Origin of the sequence: Bifidobacterium aemilianum, from assembly GCF_003315635.1 — a bacterium.
Lineage (GTDB): Bacteria > Actinomycetota > Actinomycetes > Actinomycetales > Bifidobacteriaceae > Bifidobacterium > Bifidobacterium aemilianum.
Genome location: NZ_PDCG01000002.1, coordinates 334389 through 351651, shown reverse-complemented (window position 1 = coordinate 351651; position 17263 = coordinate 334389). Strand labels below are relative to the sequence as shown.

The window sequence follows — 17263 nt, the reverse complement described above, 5'->3', positions numbered from 1 at the left end:
CGTTTGCGCCTCAGGGTTGTACCTGCTTATGGGTTATTCGACCTGTGCTTTAGACGGGTTGAGGATAATGTATGGAAGATCCCCAGCCCAGGTTATCCACCTCATGGTTTTGATGGGTGTTGAACCTTCGGCTGCTTAGGTTCCCTGGTATGGTTCAAACCTGGGGTTACGGGCATTTCCTGGCTGGCGCAGGGAGTAGGTATATGGAACAGATACGCGAAGACCCCCGCCGGATGGTGGGGGTCTTCCTGCATACGGTATCAGCTCAGATAAGCCGAACCTTGCCGCTGCTTAGCCTTGGCTCACTTGGAGATCTTGGCGAAGTAGAGGAGGGTGCGGATCATGTTGGAGGTGAAGCCGTTCTCGTTGTCGTAGAAGGAGACGGTGCGGACCAGCTGCTCATCACCAGCCTGGTTCACGTCGGTCTGGGTGCCGTCGACGACGCCAGCGTGGGTGTCACCGATGACATCGGAGGAGACGATGCCGTCCTCGTTGTAGGCGTAGTATTCGCAGCTGGCGGGGAAGGCCTTCTTGAAGGCGTTGTTGATCTCCTCGACGGTGACCTTTTTGTTCAGGACGGTGGTCAGCTCGGTGACGGAGCCGTCGGGAACAGCCACGCGCTGGGCGTGGCCCTGGAGCTTGCCGTCAACGGAGGGGATGACCTTGCCGATGGCCTTGGCGGCGCCGGTGGAGTGCTCGATGGTGTTGATGGCGGCGGCGCGGGTGTTGCGGGGCTTGGAGCCCTTGGGGCCGTCCAGCAGCATCTGGGTGCCGGTGTAGGCGTGGATGGTGGTCATGTAACCGATCTTGATGCCGAACTCGTCATCAAGCACCTTGACCATGGAGGCCATGGAGTTGGTGGTGCAGGAGCCGGCGGAGACGATGTTGTCGTCAGCGGTCAGCACATCCTCGTTGACACCGTAGACCACGGTCGGAGTGGTGTCGTCCTTGGCCGGAGCGGAAATCAGGACCTTCTTGGCGCCGGCGTCCAGGTGGGCCTGGGACTTCTCGGCGGAGGTGTAGAAGCCGGTGCACTCGAGCACGTACTCAACACCGTCGTTCTTGACCCACGGAATGTTTCGTGCGTCCTTCTCGGCGTAGACCTTGTACTCCTTGCCATCAACCACAATGGCATCGTCGGTGGAGGAGACCTCGACCGGGGTGCCGTCGTCATGACGGAAGGGGCCCTGGGTGCTGTCGTACTTCAGCAGGTAGGCCAGGATGGCGGGGGTGGTCAGATCGTTGATAGCGGCGACCTCGATGTTGCCGGCCTCGCCACCACGAGCCTGGAGCTCGAAGATGCGGCGGAAAGCCAGGCGACCGATACGACCGAAACCGTTGATACCAATCTTTACTGTCATGAATATCTCCCTATCACAATCGGGCCTCGGCGCAACCGCAGGCTTATGGCCCTTGTTGTTTACAAGCCCTACTCTAATGCCGAGTCTCTACCAAGACCAAGCTCAGAGCAAAGCCTCTTTCCAAAGGCCAGCCCTGAAGCCAACCAGCACGCTGTTAGCGCTAACAATAATGGGTCGTTTCACCAGCATGCCATCAGTTGCCAGAAGGTCGAATGCCTCCTTGTCTCTCATGGTGTCCAGCTTGTCTTTAAGCCCGAGCGACCGGTAGAGTTGGCCGGACGTGTTGAAGAAGCGACGGACCGACAGGCCACTGCGCTGCTGCCATTCGGCAAGCTCCTTGGCGGTCGGATTGTCCGTCTTGATGTCACGCTCCCGGTAGTCGATGCCGTGTTCATCCAGCCAGGTCCGCGCCTTGGCACAGGTGGAGCAGCGCGGATAGCAGACGAAGAGTGCCTGCGTTTCCTGATGTTTGCCGCTGCCGGACGAGCTGTGCTCATGTGCCGCCATGTTTACCCTTCTTCCTCAGAGGTTCGGTGTATCGCATCAGACATCCCCCTGTAGATGCCACAATACAGCCTGCTTAACCGTAGACCCAGGGACCTGAGCGCAGGACTACCGCACCATGGGTCACAGCAGCGGATAATGTGGTGGGTCAACAGGCATATACCTGTCATGGCGACAGCTCTATGCCCTTATAATCAGCACAATTGCCGGCAGCACTGTTGCCGGCATGGTTGCGCATGCTGGAGGACAGCCGCGGTTGACTGGGTCCTGTAAGGTCCAGATCAGCGGCAGCGCCTTGTACTTGAGGTCATCAGCTGAGCTGTATATCAACCCGCGGTGGGGGTCGAGGTAGCTTCCTGCGCTAGAGGGCAGTAGGCCATGGAGACCCTGACCGTTGGCCGCGCCTCCTGTTGCTCCTCGGACTTGAGAGCGGCAGGCTTAGTTCTTGCCTCTTGCCAGGAATTCCGAAACCTGTGGTTCCAAGAGGCCAAGGCCCCCCTCTATCAGTTGGGGATGGCTGACGAGAGGCTGCGGGGCCTCCATAGGGTAGGAGACCAGGAGCGTCCCCTCCCTGACCTCAATGGAGGACGGCTGGCCCGGCAGAAACTCGTTGCTGACACCGAGAGGACTGGTGGAGGGCAGGTTGACCCCCTCAAGTTGGTATTTCAGTCCCCGCACACTGACCCCCTTGGACTGGTCTGCATGCGAGAACACGCCAAGCATCCTGCGCGGCCCAACATGGTTGGCGGGGAAGTCAAGCCTGCCGTTATGCAAGGCCGTCAGCACATACCCGTCGCCGTAGAGAAAGCCGCTGCCACCCTCCTGGGCCAGCAGGGCCAGTATCTGGATGTTGGCCAGGGAGTGGTCGAGCCTTCCTCCCATGCCACCGAGGATATGGAAGCGTCGTGCCCCTTGTGACCAGCCTAGCTTCAGCGCCGATAGCAGATCGGAATCATCCTTATGGGCAGGCAGTCTGACTACCCGTTCCTTCCCGTCAGCCCCCGGCTGCTGGGAGATGGAATCGAAGTCACCGACGACCATATCAGGGTGTATGTCGTAGCGCAGGGCCTGGTCCATGCCCCCGTCCGCAGCGATGATCAGGGAATTCTGAGTCAGGGCGTCCAGATCCGGCATGCTGGGGTAATAGCAACCGGACGCAAAGACCAGACACTGGTGGTGTGGGGGGATGGTGCTTCCTGTCATGAACACCACTCTAGTCGGTGTCCACGGGTGTGGTACACTTGTTTCTGGCTTGAGAAATCAAGAAAGCGGGTGCAAACCCCACCTGGGAGCTTTTCATAGTTTCGGGTTCAAGGCAAAGCCTCCTGATGTGAAGGCAGGGCTGGCAGTGGCCAGTCATCGGTATGAAGCAGTTCGGTTGCCCGGCAACCCTTCCTCGCTGTGCCGTCATCGGGGGATTCGTCGTGAATCCGAGCTGGAGTTCCCCGGCGGTACCCGCTGACAGGACAGTGCAAGGATTGGAGTCATTATCAGCGTCGAACCACGTATCAACGACGAGATTCGCGTCCCCCAGGTACGCCTGATCGGCCCGAATAGCGAGCAGGTCGGCGTCATCGCCACCACCGTGGCGTTGAACCTGGCCAAGGAAGCGAACCTCGATCTTGTCGAGGTGGCACCGGAAGCCAAGCCTCCGGTGGCCAAGCTTATCGACTATGGCAAGTACAAGTACAACGAGAAGATCAAGGCCCGCGAGGCCCGCCGTAACCAAAGCTCTGCCGAGATCAAGGAGATTCGTTTCCGTCTGAAGATCGACGAACACGACTTCGAGGTCAAGAAGGGACATGTGGTTCGCTTCCTCCAAGGCGGCGACAAGGTCAAGGTCACCATCATGCTTCGTGGCCGTGAGCAGTCCCGTCCCATCGGTGGTGTGGAGCTTCTCGAACGCCTGGCCAACGAGGTTGAGGACCTGGGCAGTGTTGAGTCCTACCCCAAACAGGAGGGTCGCAACATCATCATGACCCTGGCGCCCAAGGCCAAGAAGGTGCACACCCAGTCCGAGCAGCGTCGTCGTGGTGCGGAGTCCCGTGCCGAACGGCAGGCCCGTCAGGCAGCGCGTCTGGCAGCCAAGCAGGAAAGCATGGAGGCTCAGAAGGCCAAGGTTGAGCAAGGTGATGCCGGCAAGGCCACGGCAGCCGAGGCGGAGGCCAAGGCCAAGGAGAAGACCGAACTCAAGAAGACCGCCGAGATCATGAAGGAATCGGTGGCATCCCAGGCAGAGCAATCCAAGGCAAAGGCCGACAAGACAGCCGCCAAGCCTGCGAGCAAGAGCACCAAGCCCGCCGCAGCCAAGCCAAAGTCCGCGGCCAAGGCCGGGTCAAAGCCCAAGGCCAAGGGCGATTCCGAGTAGTAAGAGAACTTAACCAAGACCGGTTTCCGGTAGGTCTTGGTGCCAAGAGCCGCCGCAGCATGTGGCGACCCAATCACAAGGAGGGCAGCAATGCCGAAGATGAAAACCAATTCCGCAGCCAAGAAGCGCGTTCGCGTCACCGGCACGGGCAAGCTGATGCAGGCCGGTAGCTCCATGCGCCACAATCTTGAGCACAAGTCGGCTCGCAAGCGTCGCGCCCTGTCCACCGATCAGGTGCTGGCTCCCGCTCAGAGCAAAAACATGAAGAAGCTGCTCGGCGGTCGCTGAACCCCCGTTTGCAAAGCATAGGACGTCGGCAAGAGGCGTCATGAACAAGACGTCTCGGTGCGTCAGTTAGAAAGAGGAAATACTTATGGCTCGTGTAAAACGCGCAGTGAATGCCCACAAGAAGCGTCGCGTCGTACTGGAGAGGGCTTCCGGTTACCGCGGCCAGCGCTCCCGCCTCTACCGCAAGGCCAAGGAACAGCTGCTCCACTCCTTTACCTACAACTACCGCGACCGCAAGGCTCGCAAGGGTGATTTCCGTAAGCTGTGGATCCAGCGCATCAACGCCGCTGTCCGCGCCGAAGGCATCACTTACAACCGCTTCATGCAGGGCCTGCGCCTGACCGGCATCGACCTGGACCGTCGCGCCCTGGCCGAGCTGGCTGTCTCCGACCCCGAGACCTTCAAGGCCATCGTTGCTGAGGCCAAGGCCGCCCTGCCCGAGGACGTCAACGCCCCGGTCGCCGCCTGAGTCATGTGCCTGGGCTGGTGACCAGATTCGAACCCCACGACCGGGTTCTGTATTGATGGCGCCGGTCACAGCTGTGAGAACCCCGCTCCTGGGCGGGGTTTCTTCATAGTTGCTGTCACCCAGGCGATGGCCGGACTGCTTGGCAACGCCGACTTGGGAACCTATGCTGGCATCACTGACTTGTGATGGGATAGATGGGATTATGGACTTCCGGAAAGAGGCTGCGCAATGACCGACACAGACCGGCTCCTGGTGCAGTTCATCGCCCATATCGACGTGGAGCGAGGCCTGGCCGCCTCTACGGTGGCAGCCTACCGGGCTGATATTGAGCGCTATCTGCAGTGGCTGAAGTCCAGGGGCAAGGCGGACCTGGCGCAGGTGGGCCGCCAGGATGTGGAGGATTACATCGCAGTCTTGGACCAGGCGGGGGAGAGCTCCCGGTCCAAGGCCAGGCGTCTGGCCAGCCTCCACGAATTTCACCGGTTCGCCCTGGCCCAGCATGCGGTTGAGGATGATGTGTCCGCTGGTGTCAAGGCTCCCAAGGCCTCCGGCCATCTGCCCGACGTCTTGAGCGTGGACGAGGTCCGCAGGCTCCTGGAAGCCGCCGACCTGGGTGGAGGTCATGATCCGGTGGCCTTGCGGGACAGTGCTCTGTTGGAATTCATGTATGCCACCGGTTGCCGGGTCTCGGAGGCGGTGGGAGCGGACCTGTCGGACCTGGACATGGACGAGCAGGTGGTCAGGCTCATGGGCAAAGGCTCCAAGGAACGCCTGGTCCCCTTTGGCGCATACGCCCGCCAGTCCCTGGATGACTATCTGGCAGGAGGACGGCAGGCCCTGGAAGCCAAGGGCAGGGGCAAGGGCAGCCCTGAGCGCCGGGCCATCTTTCTGAACAAGCGGGGGCGCAGGCTCTCGCGCCAATCGGTCTGGGAGATCACCAGACAGGCCGGGGAGCGGGCCCATATCGACCGCCCCCTGCACCCCCATACCCTCCGACACTCCTATGCCACCCATCTGATCCAGGGTGGCGCCGATGTCCGCACCGTCCAGGAGCTGCTGGGCCATGCCTCCGTGACCACCACGCAGATCTACACCCATGTAAGCCCCGAGAACCTCATTGAAACCTACCTGTCCTCCCACCCCAGGGCCCGGTAGCGAGGAAACATCCCGCAGGCTTTCCCACCATGGCCCCCAGGGGGGTGGACGCACTGCGAGACACTGGGCATGTACCGGTGAACAGACCTCTTGATAAGGTGATGCTATGCCTACGGATTTGCTTGGACGCACCTATGAAACCTTCCCAGTGCCGGGACCGCTCGAACAACACGGTCCGGCCCGTGTCATCGCCATGTGCAACCAGAAGGGTGGCGTCGGTAAGACTACTTCGTCCATCAACATAGCCGGAGCGTTGATCCAATATGGCCGCCGTGTGCTTATTGTCGATTTCGACCCACAGGGCGCGGCAACCGTGGGGCTGGGCGTCAACGCCAACCTCCTTGATGCGACCGTCTACAACGCCCTCTTCGATCCCTCCATCGACGCCCATGAGGTCGTCCAGCATACCGAATTCGAGAACCTTGACATCATGCCGGCCAATATCGACCTGTCAGCTGCTGAGGTCCAGCTGGTCACTGAGGTGGGTCGGGAGCAGATCCTTGCCGGTGTGCTGCGCAAGCTGCGCGATGAGTACGATGTCATCATCATCGACTGCCAGCCATCCCTGGGGCTGCTGACCGTCAACGCCCTGGCTGCGGCCGACGGGGTCATCATTCCCGTGGCGGCGGAGTTCTTCGCCCTGCGTGGTGTGGCCCTGCTCATGCAGTCCATAGAGAAAGTCCAGGCCCGGATTAACCCCAGCCTTGAGGTCTACGGTGTTCTGGTCACCATGTTCACCCACACCCTCCACTGCGAGGAGGTCCTGCAGCGCATTGATGAGGCCTTCAGCGACAAGGTCTTCCACTCGGTGATCTCCCGTTCCATCAAGCTGCCCGACTCCACGGTCGCCGCCGCGCCCATCACCATCTACGCCCCCAGCCACAAGACGGCCAAGGAGTACCGGGAGGTGTCCCGGGAGCTCATAGCCCGCAGGATTGTGGCCTGAGCAGGCAGGCAAGAGTAAGGTCAGACTGGTCCTAGACCGGCCCTTGTGAGGTTCCAAAGATGTATGAGGAGGTGGATCCATGAATGAATCCACCCTTCCCATGCCCGAGGAGGCAGTCGAGCTTCAAGGTGTCACCGGCGACCGGAGTGGCCACGGAACAGGCTTTTCCGTGGACCTGGAGGTCTACTCCGGGCCCTTCGACGCCTTGCTGAGCATGATAGCCAACAAGCGCCTGGACCTCACGGAGCTCTCCCTGTCCGCCATCACCGAGGAGTTCCTGGCCTATGTGCGGGGGCTGGACCTGGCCAGCAACATGGAGGAGGCCAGCTCCTTCCTGGATGTGGCCTCCATTCTGGTCGAGGCCAAGAGCGCGGCCCTGCTGCCAGGTGACGCCGAGGGCCAACGCGATGAGCAGAGCATGGAGGCCCTGCGCGAGCGTGACCTCCTCTTCGCCAGACTCCTCCAATACCGGGCCTTCAAGGAGGTGGCTGCAGACTTTCAACTGCGCTTGGCCGAGAACTCCGGGCGATTCGCCCACCCCGCCTATCTTGACCCACAGGCGGCCGCGAGCCTGCCGGAGTTGGAATGGACGCTCACCCCCCAGCAGCTGGCCTTGCTGGCCGCACAGGTCTTCGCCAATGCCCCCGCCAGCGAGGTGGCCATCAGTCAGCTCCATGTGCCCCTGGTGGACCTCCAGGCCCAGTCGGATTATGTGCGCGACGAGTTACGCGGTCTGGCGTCGGGCCATTCCATGACCTTTGACCAACTGACGGAAAACGCAGGCAGCAGCTTGGAGGTTGTCGCCCGTTTTCTGGCCATATTGATCTTCTTCAAGCAGGGGCTGGTCCAATTCAAGCAGACGGGACCTTTCGAGGCACTTCACCTGCGCTGGGTCAAGGAGGCCGAAACTGGGGCGGCCGGCGGCCATGTGACTGTCAGTCAGGGTGATTTCGCATGAGTGGCCATGAGTGGAAGCAGGACTGCCGACCGTCGCCAGCCAGGCGGGCGGGGGAGTCGGCCGCTATGGGGATTGCTGGCAGTTGTGGGGAGTGAGGAGATGGCCATGAGCGCACATGAGGATGAAGTCGCACGGGACAATGGGTCGCTGCCCCAGGCCGGCAACACCGCTGGACAAGTGGCTCTTGAGGCTGGGGATGCTCCAGGCAAGGGCGTAGCGCCAGTAGCTGCTGGCGCCAGTCGGCCTGAGTATGTCGACTTCAACGTCGAGGATTTTCCCGGAGGCTTGCGGGCTTGTCTTGAGGCCATCCTGATGGTCACCGACCAGCCCCAGCAGGCTGAGGACCTGGCCCGGGTCCTGGCGGTCGACCAGGCTGCTGTTGATGAGGCCCTTAAGGGGTTGCAGGCCGATTATGGCGGTGACTGCGCCAGTCTGCCCGACCCCACGGCTTCAGGCCCGGTCAGCGGACGGACCCCCCGGGGTTTCGAGCTGCGCCATACGGCCCGTGGTTGGCAGTACGCCAACCGTGTCGATTTCGAGCCGGTGGTCTCCGCCTTCGTTTCCGACGGGCAGACGGCCCGACTCTCCCAGGCGGCCTTGGAGGCCCTGGCGATCGTGGCCTATCGCCAGCCCGTCACTCGTGCCCAGATTGCGGCCATCCGTGGGGTCAACTCCGATGGTGTCGTCCGCTCCCTGAATGTGCGCGGCCTCATCCGGGAGGAGGGTGCCGACGCCGAGACGCGGGCGGCCTTCCTGGTCACCACCCCCATGCTCCTAGAGAAGTTGGGCTTGGAGTCCTTGGACCAGCTTCCCTCCCTTGCCCCCTTCATGCCCAGCGAAAGCTCCCTGGTGCCGCCGGCCGTCCAAGAGGATTAGCCGCTTCGCCTGGGCTCGGGGCGTTGCCGCCAGCCTGGAGTCCCGGCTGATGGGACAGTGGCCTTATCTGTCGGTAACCATGGCTAGAATTGCTTGGGTTTGTGCGTAAACAGCGGCCAGTAGGTTTCTCGAGCCGGCTCGGGCACAGGAAAAGAATCATAAGAGAGGTTTCTATGGCAGTACGCGGCGATATTCGAAATGTGGCGATTGTGGCTCACGTTGACCACGGTAAGACCACGCTGGTCAACGCGATGCTCCAGCAGTCGCACATCTTCTCCGAACGTGAGGAGGTTCCCGACCGTGTCATGGATTCCAACGCCCTGGAACGTGAGAAGGGCATCACCATTCTGGCCAAGAACACAGCCGTCCAGTACACCGGCCCCTTGGCAGAGAAGTACGGCCACCCCGAAGGCATCACCATCAACGTGATCGACACCCCCGGCCACGCCGATTTCGGTGGTGAGGTGGAACGTGGCATCTCCATGGTCGATGGTGTGGTACTCCTGGTGGACGCCTCCGAGGGCCCCCTGCCCCAAACCCGCTTCGTCTTGCGCAAGGCCCTGGAGGCCAAGCTGCCGGTCATTCTCTGCGTCAACAAGGTCGACCGCCCCGATGCCCGCATCTCCGAGGTCGTCTCCGAGTCCACCGACCTGCTGCTGGGTCTGGCACAGGATGTGTCCGAGGAAGGCGTGGACCTGGATTTGGACTCCCTGCTGGACCTGCCGGTCATCTACTGCGCCGCCAAGGCGGGCTACGCCTCGGTCAACCAGCCCGAGGACGGCGGCCTGCCCGACAACGAGGATCTGGAACCCCTCTTCGACGCCATCATCTCCAACATTCCTGCCCCTGAGTACGAGGAGGGAGCTCCCCTCCAGGCCCATGTGACCAACATCGACGCCTCCGATTACCTGGGCAGGCTTGGCCTGGTCCGTATCTACAACGGCACCCTGCTCAAGGGCAAGCAGTACGGCCTTTCCCGCGTGGATGGTTCCATCGAGAACTTCAAGCTGACCGAGATACTGCGCACCAAGGGTCTGGACCGATTCCCGGTCGACGAGGCCGGCCCTGGAGACATCGTGGCTGTGGCCGGTGTCGACGACATCATGATCGGCGAGACCATCGTCGACCCCTCAGACCCCAAGCCCCTGCCCCTTATTCATGTTGATGAGCCGGCCATCTCCATGACCTTCGGCATCAACGATTCACCCATCGCCGGTACCGAGGGCAAGGACCACAAGCTGACTGCCCGTATGATCAAGGACCGTCTGGACCGCGAGCTGATCGGCAACGTCTCCATCCAGGTCAAGCCCACCGAGCGTCCCGACGCTTGGGAGGTCCTCGGCCGTGGTGAGCTGGCCCTGGCCATCCTGGCTGAGCAGATGCGCCGCGAAGGCTACGAGCTGACCGTGGGCCGCCCCCAGGTGGTCACCAAGACCATTGACGGTAAGATCAATGAGCCCATGGAGAACACCACCATCGACGTGCCCGAGGAGTACATGGGCACCGTCACCCAGCTCATGGCCGACCGCAAGGGCCGTATGGACTCCATGACCAACCATGGCTCCGGCTGGGTCCGGCTGGAGTTCACCGTTCCCTCCCGTGGTCTGATCGGCTTCAGGACCGCCCTGCTGTCCGCCACGCGCGGCACCGGCATCGCCTCCTCCCTGTCGGCAGGCTACGCCCCCTGGGCCGGGCAGATCGTCATCCGCCAGAACGGCTCCATGGTCTCTGACCGTGCCGGTGTGGCCACCCCCTACGCCATGCAGCGGCTCCAGGCCCGTGGCAACTTCTTCGTCGACCCCCAGGACCCCGTCTATGAGGGCCAGATTGTGGGCGTCAACAACAAGCCTGACGAGCTGGACGTGAACGTCACCTTGGCCAAGCACATGACCAACATGCGCTCCGCCACCGCCGACGTGCTGGAGACCCTGACCCCTCCCATCAAGATGAGCCTGGAGGAGGCCCTCGACTTCGCCAACGAGGACGAGTGCGTGGAGGTCACGCCCGAATCCATCCGTGTGCGCAAGCTGATCCTCAACCGTGACGAGTGGTACAAGTGGAGGGCCAAGCAGCGCCGTCAGAACAACAATGCCTGATGCCGACTGGATTCGGGAGCTCCCCAAGGAGGTAGGTTCCCCATCCATAGGCGTACAATTGCCGGGAAGCCACTTACGGGTGGCTTCCCGCATATTTGGCCGCCCAAGGCGGTCCATTTCCATGCTGGAGGAGTATGCCGTGCTGGCTGTAATGGTCTTTGTTCGGGTTGCGCGGCATACTGGTAGACATGAATGCTTCCGCCCCTGCCGATGAACTGCCCTGGTCCCACAGGCTTACACCTGCCGTACGCCTGCTGGTATGCTTGCTGGCTGGCATGGGTGTAGCTCTCATCGGCACCTTCGCCCACCGGATGGGAGCCTCAAGGAACCTGCCCTATGGGTGGGTCCTGGCCTTGGTCATCGTGGGCCTTTCGGCCTGGTGCGCCCGCTCACGCAGCGGTGTTATTGGTCTGGGTCTGCATCTGATTTCCTCCTCTGCGGCCCTGTGGCTTCTGGCCATCAGTGGCAGGGGAGGAGAGGTGCTGATTCCCATCGGCTTTGGTGGTTCCGCCCCCATTCCGTATTGGTCCCAGCATGTCGGCTACTTCTGGCTCTTCGGCCTGGTCGTGGTGCAGCTGCTTGTGCTGGTCCTGCCCTCGCGCTGCTTCAACATGACCCCGTCCACCCAGGCTGCGGCGACCGGAGGGGAAGGGGCCGAGCAGGGGGAGCGGCAATGAGACTCAACTATCTGGGTCCTCAGGGAACCTTCACCCATCAGGCGGCCATAGAGGCCTCTAAGGTCATGGAAGCACTCTCCCCAGAGGCTATTATTGCCCCCCAGCCCTTGGACACTGTTGAAGAGATTATGACCGCAGTCCAGCGGGGGAAGGGTTGGGGTGTCATAGCTTGGGAGAATAACGTTGAGGGCTATGTGGTCCCCAACCTTGATGCCCTGATAGATGCCAAGGACATCGCCGCCTTCGCCCGTGTGACCATCAATGTCGCCTTTGATGCCTTCGTGCTGGATGAGGCACAGGTCCGGAATCCTGGCGGACTGACCCAGGTATGCGCTCACCACCACGGACTGGCCCAGTGCCGGCGGTTCACAGCGGAACATGGCCTGGAGGAGTTGCCTGCCACCTCCAATGCTGCGGCCTGCCGAGATCTCATGCCCGGCCAGGTGGCCCTGGGCCCCGCCATTTGCGGTCCCCTATATGGGTTGAAAACCCTGGCCAACTCTGTACAGGACTTTGCGGATGCCCACACCGACTTTCTGGTCCTGGCCCCCAGAGGCGAGGTTTTGGACGTGTTGGAGGACTATCGCCGTCGGGAGCTGGGGGAGTTCGAGACGGTCATCGCCTTCGTCCTGCTGCATACCGGTGCCGGAAGCCTATCCAAGGTTCTCGACCTCATGCGTGACGCCGGTCTGAACATGACAAGCTTCATGTCCAGGCCGGTCAAGGGGCATGACGGCGCCTACAGCTTTTTCGCAACGGTCGATGCGGCACCCTGGCAGCCTCATTTTCGCTGGGTCCTGGCCCAGTTCCTCTCCCAGGGCGAGTGGGTCAAGACCCTGGCCGTATATCCGCGCAGTGAGAGGCCGGATCCACCGGTCGATACCTCCATGTTGCCCCATGGCGGCGTGTATCTGGGGCCTGAGTGTGCCGACCAGGCCAGGAATATCATCAAGGCAGACTCTGGGACCGCCCCTGCTGCGCCGGGTCAATTGCCCGGTTTGGATCTTGCGACTGCTGCAAGCCAGCCAGGGCAGGATCCGCGGATGGAAGGTCAAGGCGAGGCAATGAGGAGGGAATTGCTATGGTAAGGACCGTCGGCATAGTGGGACTGGGCCTGATTGGTGGCTCATTGGCCCGGCGTATGGTTGATGCTGGTTGCCAGGTGCTTGCATGGAACCACACGCCCCGCCCCTACGCTGCCGCCCAGGCCGATGGCATCGAGTGCCTGCCCAGCCTTCAGGCGCTGGCTGAGGCCAAGCCCGAGTTGCTGGTACTGTGCAATCCGCTCAGGGCCATGCCTGACATGCTTGCCGCGCTGGCGCCGGTCATGGATCCGGCCAGCACACTGACCGATGTGGGGTCGGTCAAGGGGTTGGTCAGGGAGCAGGTTCGCCAGGCTGGTCTTGAGTCCGTCTATGTGGGGGCCCACCCCATGACCGGGAATGAGAGGTCGGGGTTCGCCGCTTCCGATCCGGAGCTTTTCGATGATGCCCTGTGGGCTGTGACCGTGGACCAGAACACTGATTTTCAGCGCTTCCTTCAGGTGTCCCAAACCATCACCGAGACCTTGCACAACCGGCTGATTGTCCTCGATGACCATACCCATGACAGGGCCGCCGCGCTGATTTCCCACATGCCCCACGCCGTGGCCACGGCCCTCATCAACCAGCTCTGTGCCAGTCCCGAGCGCAACGTCGCCTTGGCCCTATCTGCCGGCTCATGGCGGGATATGACCCGAGTGGCGCTGACCGATCCCCAACGGACCCGAGCCATGATTGATGAGAACCCCATCAATGTGGAGGCCTTGCTGCGGCGGATGGCCGACCGCCTGGTCTCCTATGCGGATGCCATCAGGGAGGGGCGGGAGGAGGCCATGCAGGACTTCTTCACCCAAGGCCAGCCCTTCCGCCAGGTCAAGGCCCAGGCCGGCCGGCCCCCTGTGCCTGCCCCAGCGCATGCTCGGACCCCCGAAGAGCCAGCACAACAGGAGCCAGCTGAGGCGGACTCCTCGCAGCAGGCCAAGGCCACCATGCCTCTGTCCCTAAGCCCCTCGACCTGGCAAGAGACCCTGATCAACTCCGCCAAGCAAGGTCAGCGTATTGTCTCCATGCCCAGCGCCGACCAGGCCATAGTCCTGCAAGGCCCCACCCTCTAGACCAGTTCAGGCCTAGGTCCTGGCCTTGTGTGGCGTGACAGGGGTTGCTGAGCGGTTGGAGGTGCTTACCGGCCGCTCTTGGGCTCGGGGCGTTCGGGGATGGGCTTGAGGGCGACTATGCTGGCCGCTTGCAGGCAGATGGATTGGGCGGGGCGCTCGCCGTTGGCGCTGGCATCGCGGTTGAGCTTGAGTGTCCGCCCATCCCAGGAGATCACATGGCCCACGTAGTCCCGGTACTTCATGCGGCCATCCGCCGGGTCCCGGCCCTCGGCCGTGCGCACCACCACTCTGGCACCGCTTGGTATGGTCGAAGGCAATGGTATGGGCATGTGGTCTGGCTCCTTGCGTGGACGATTAAGCTTCTGACAGGCATCTTAGCCCCTGCCGGTCAAGGGGGTCTGGGGCCCAGGGCAGTGAGCTGTGAATGAGGGCAGGGAAGGAGTGGAAGCATGAAATTTAACAAGGAGCTGGATGGTTTTCTCGCCTATGCCCGGGCCAACAAGGGGCTGAGCACCAACACGCTCAAGGCTTATGGGGCTGACATCAGCCAATGCCTGCACTACCTGTGGCAGCAGGGGAACGAGGACCTTCAGGAACTCACCATTGACGATCTGCGGTCCTGGATGGCCAGCCAGACCGGTTCCCATGCCCGTTCCAGCATGGCCAGAAAGACGGTCGCTCTACGGGCCTTCTTCGGGTGGGCCCATGACCATGGCATCATCAGCAGCAATCCAGCCGCCAGCCTGATGACCCCAAAGATCGCCAACAGCCTGCCAACCGTTCTGAGCCAGGCCCAGGCTGAACATCTGATGGAGCAGGTCGAGGATGACTGCGATCAGCGCCAACCAGCCGGCGCCGCAGGGGGTCGACCAGCCGGCCAGGCCGTCGAACGCAGTCCCCGGCAGGAGGCGCTGGCCCTCCGTGATGCCGCCATAGTGGAGCTGCTCTATGCCACCGGTATGCGTGTGGCCGAGTTGGTCGGATTGAACATGCGCGACCTTGATTTCGGCAATCGTACGGCCAGGGTGCTGGGCAAGGGGGACAAGGAACGCGTGATTCCCTTCGGCCAGCCCGCAGCGCGTGCCCTGGAGGCTTGGCTGGGCGGGGAGGGCAGGCCGGTGCTGGCTTCAGACGGCACAGTGACCCAGGCCCTCTTCCTGGGAGCGCGAGGGGGCCGACTGGACCAGCGCATAGCCCGGAGTGTGGTCCATGCCAAAGCTAGGGAGGCCGGCGTGCCGGATATAGCCCCCCATGCCCTGCGACACAGTGCGGCCACGCATCTGCTGGATGGGGGAGCCGATCTGCGGCAGGTCCAGGAGCTCTTGGGCCACTCCTCCCTGCGGACCACCCAGCGTTACACGCATGTCTCCATTGAACAGCTCAAGGAGCGATACGGACAGGCTTTCCCCCGGGCCTAGGCTTGCGCTGCCGTTCACAGGCACTGCCGGGGGCCTTGAGTCGGTGGAAAGGAGGCCGATGAATTACCGCCTGGGTGTTAGGCTATTGAGGGTTGCAACCGTTTGAAATGAGGAACCATGGGATTGTTTGGATTCGGCAGGAAAAAGCATCGTGATGAGGTTGAGGAGCAGCCTGCGGATGAGCTGGATCAGACCGAGGCTGCCGGGGTTGATGGCGAAGTGGATAAGGACCCTGAAAACCAGGGTGACCATCCGTCCTTTAGCGGGGAGGTCTCCGGCTCCTATGAGGGCCGAGGGGAGGATCGCGGCCCATGGGACATCAAGGATGAGGACCTGCCCGACTATGACGAGTACCTGGACATGGGTGCCTTCTACCTGCCTTTCCTCAAGGGCATCGAACTGAGGATCGGGGCGGACAAGACCCGTCAGGAGGTCAGGAGCTGCACCATCAGTTACGGCTCCTCCAGCCTGGAATTGGAGGCCTTCGCAGCCCCCAAGTCCATGGGCCTGTGGGACGATGTGCGCGAGGAGCTCCTACACAAGGACGGTGCCAGCGAGGTTGAGGGTGTCTTCGGCACAGAGGTGCGTATGCCGGTATCGGTCAAGGGCGGCAAGACCGTGGTGACCCGCATCGTGGCTGTTGACGGACCCCGTTGGATGCTGCGTGGCATCTTCACCGGCAAGGCGGCGACGAACCCCAACAGCCCTGAGACCGAGGCCTTGAACGGCTACTTCGCTGACATTGTCGTCGATCGTGGTGAGGAGCCCCTGGCCCCCCATGATCTGATCCCCATGCACCCTCCCGTTTCACCAGCTGAACGCAAGGCGGCGGCAGAGGCCGTCGATGGCGATGGAAGCAATGAAGAGTCGGGTGCCGCCAGCATTCCCGATAAGCCCACTGGCCCCTTTGATTCCGATCAGGAGGTAGAGGTCAAGACAACCCTCTCCCGTGGTCCCATGTTCTCGGAAGTGCGCTGACCATACCGGAATTTCAGAGCCGGACCCAGGCGATACAGTAGGGGCCGGTGCTGTCAGGAGCTGGCAGCCATGACAGATAAGGCGGATATGGCAGAGGAAGAACGGAACACGGAAGCTGGGCAGGGATTGGCTGGCCCAGGAGCCGGTCCGGACAGGCCGGCAGACAAGGCTGGGTCCAAGGCCCGGGCCAAGGGGACGGGTCTGGCGGCCTTGGCACAGGTTGGCGATGGGGATGATTTCTCCGTCATAGCAGCCATCGGTGGCCCGCGTGGCGTCATTGAATCCATGCTACCCGGCCTGGTGTTCGTCGTGGCTTTCATCATCAGCTCCGACCTGCGGTTGACTATCATCATCTCCGGCCTCCTGGCCCTGCTGCAGGTGGTGGTCAGACTCTGCCAGCGTCAGTCGGTGCTGGGCGCCTTGAGCGGACTGATAGCGGTGGGCATCTGCTTGGTCTGGGCAGCCAAGAGCCACGAGGCCCGGAACTACTACATGTTTGGCTTCATCACGAATGTGGTCTACGCCTCGCTCCTGGGCCTGTCCCTGCTGGTCCGGGTGCCTGGCCTGGGAGCAGTCATCGAGTTCATCCGCAGCCTGCCCATGGACCACTTCAGGGAATGGCTCAACTCCTGGCGTTCCGATCGTGAGCTGCGTAGGGCCTATGATGTCATCACCCTGCTGTGGATAGGCCTGTTTGGTGGCAGACTGCTGATTCAGGTTCCCCTCTACCTGACCAACCATGTCACCGCCCTGGGAAGCGCACGCTTGGCCATGGGCATTCCACTCTGGGCCCTGACCATTTGGGTCTCCTACCTGATTGTGGCAGGCCCCATGCACCGGCACAAGCTGGCGGAGCGCCAGGCAGAGGCTGAAGGCGCTGATGATCTTCCGAACCCACAGGCTCCTGCCGAGGATGCTGGCAGGAGCGAGCTGACGGACTCACAGACCGGCGCAAGCCGTGGGGCAGACCCGACTCTGGCGACTGGGGCTGCGGATCCGGCCTAGACGCGGACG

At 62.1% G+C, this 17263-nt stretch carries 17 protein-coding genes and 1 pseudogene; 14 read left to right on the top strand and 4 right to left on the bottom strand.

Annotated features, from left to right (window positions below):
• Positions 1–302 precede the first annotated feature (302 nt).
• The 3 genes from gap to CRD60_RS03610 form a co-directional block, all read right to left on the bottom strand.
• Positions 303–1361 carry a type I glyceraldehyde-3-phosphate dehydrogenase gene (gap, locus tag CRD60_RS03620; protein ID WP_113859917.1) on the bottom strand — a complete coding sequence of 353 codons (1059 nt, stop codon included), beginning with the start codon at positions 1359–1361 and terminating at the stop codon, positions 303–305.
• 102 nt (positions 1362–1463) lie between these two features.
• Positions 1464–1868, bottom strand: coding sequence for an arsenate reductase family protein (locus CRD60_RS03615; RefSeq protein ID WP_113859916.1), 405 nt, complete (start codon positions 1866–1868; stop codon positions 1464–1466).
• 435 nt (positions 1869–2303) lie between these two features.
• The gene (locus CRD60_RS03610) at positions 2304–3068 is read right to left on the bottom strand and encodes a thiamine diphosphokinase (RefSeq protein WP_113859987.1); all 765 of its coding nucleotides are present in this window, start codon (positions 3066–3068) and stop codon (positions 2304–2306) included.
• A 274-nt stretch (positions 3069–3342) separates the two neighbouring features.
• On the opposite strand from CRD60_RS03610, the pseudogene infC reads away from it, so the two are divergent.
• The 11 genes and pseudogenes from infC to CRD60_RS03555 all read left to right on the top strand — a co-directional run.
• A pseudogene (gene infC / locus CRD60_RS03605) lies at positions 3343–3993 on the top strand (translation initiation factor IF-3); the annotation flags it as partial.
• A 330-nt stretch (positions 3994–4323) separates the two neighbouring features.
• Positions 4324–4521: a 50S ribosomal protein L35 gene (gene rpmI, locus CRD60_RS03600; RefSeq protein ID WP_113859915.1), complete on the top strand. Its 198-nt coding sequence runs from the start codon at positions 4324–4326 to the stop codon at positions 4519–4521.
• A gap of 85 nt (positions 4522–4606) precedes the next feature.
• Positions 4607–4990: a 50S ribosomal protein L20 gene (gene rplT / locus CRD60_RS03595; RefSeq protein ID WP_113859914.1), complete on the top strand. Its 384-nt coding sequence runs from the start codon at positions 4607–4609 to the stop codon at positions 4988–4990.
• 228 nt (positions 4991–5218) lie between these two features.
• Positions 5219–6145, top strand: coding sequence for a site-specific tyrosine recombinase XerD (gene xerD / locus CRD60_RS03590; RefSeq protein ID WP_113859913.1), 927 nt, complete (start codon positions 5219–5221; stop codon positions 6143–6145).
• Between the two features lie 106 nt (positions 6146–6251).
• Positions 6252–7091: a ParA family protein gene (locus CRD60_RS03585; RefSeq protein ID WP_113859912.1), complete on the top strand. Its 840-nt coding sequence runs from the start codon at positions 6252–6254 to the stop codon at positions 7089–7091.
• A gap of 100 nt (positions 7092–7191) precedes the next feature.
• Positions 7192–8049, top strand: a complete 858-nt coding sequence (locus CRD60_RS03580) for a segregation and condensation protein A (RefSeq protein WP_236630816.1) — start codon at positions 7192–7194, stop codon at positions 8047–8049.
• 177 nt (positions 8050–8226) lie between these two features.
• Entirely contained in the window at positions 8227–8925 is a 699-nt protein-coding gene (gene scpB, locus CRD60_RS03575) for an SMC-Scp complex subunit ScpB (protein WP_407923166.1), read from the top strand.
• 173 nt (positions 8926–9098) lie between these two features.
• Entirely contained in the window at positions 9099–11021 is a 1923-nt protein-coding gene (typA, locus tag CRD60_RS03570) for a translational GTPase TypA (RefSeq protein WP_113859909.1), read from the top strand.
• 188 nt (positions 11022–11209) lie between these two features.
• On the top strand, positions 11210–11698 hold the full coding sequence (locus CRD60_RS03565; RefSeq protein WP_113859986.1) for an alcohol dehydrogenase: 489 nt from the start codon (positions 11210–11212) through the stop codon (positions 11696–11698).
• On the top strand, positions 11695–12786 hold the full coding sequence (locus tag CRD60_RS03560) for a prephenate dehydratase (RefSeq protein WP_113859908.1): 1092 nt from the start codon (positions 11695–11697) through the stop codon (positions 12784–12786). The genes CRD60_RS03565 and CRD60_RS03560 overlap by 4 nt, the downstream gene beginning before the upstream one ends.
• Positions 12780–13853 (top strand): prephenate dehydrogenase, encoded by a 1074-nt coding sequence (locus CRD60_RS03555; RefSeq protein ID WP_113859907.1) that lies wholly within the window; start codon positions 12780–12782, stop codon positions 13851–13853. Before CRD60_RS03560 ends, CRD60_RS03555 begins: the two co-directional genes overlap by 7 nt.
• Positions 13854–13918: 65 nt before the next feature.
• Here the strand turns inward: CRD60_RS03555 and CRD60_RS03550 are convergent, their stop codons facing one another.
• Entirely contained in the window at positions 13919–14176 is a 258-nt protein-coding gene (locus tag CRD60_RS03550) for a DUF6725 family protein (RefSeq protein WP_113859985.1), read from the bottom strand.
• A gap of 126 nt (positions 14177–14302) precedes the next feature.
• Between CRD60_RS03550 and CRD60_RS03545 the strand changes: the two genes are divergently transcribed.
• The 3 genes from CRD60_RS03545 (at position 14303) to CRD60_RS03535 (ending at position 17254) form a co-directional block, all read left to right on the top strand.
• Positions 14303–15271, top strand: coding sequence for a tyrosine recombinase XerC (locus CRD60_RS03545; protein ID WP_113859906.1), 969 nt, complete (start codon positions 14303–14305; stop codon positions 15269–15271).
• Positions 15272–15388: 117 nt separating this feature from the next.
• Positions 15389–16249, top strand: coding sequence for a DUF3710 domain-containing protein (locus tag CRD60_RS03540; protein ID WP_113859905.1), 861 nt, complete (start codon positions 15389–15391; stop codon positions 16247–16249).
• A gap of 87 nt (positions 16250–16336) precedes the next feature.
• A complete protein-coding gene (locus tag CRD60_RS03535; protein WP_113859984.1) occupies positions 16337–17254 on the top strand; it encodes a DUF3159 domain-containing protein in 918 nt (305 codons plus the stop codon).
• Positions 17255–17263: the final 9 nt, after the last annotated feature.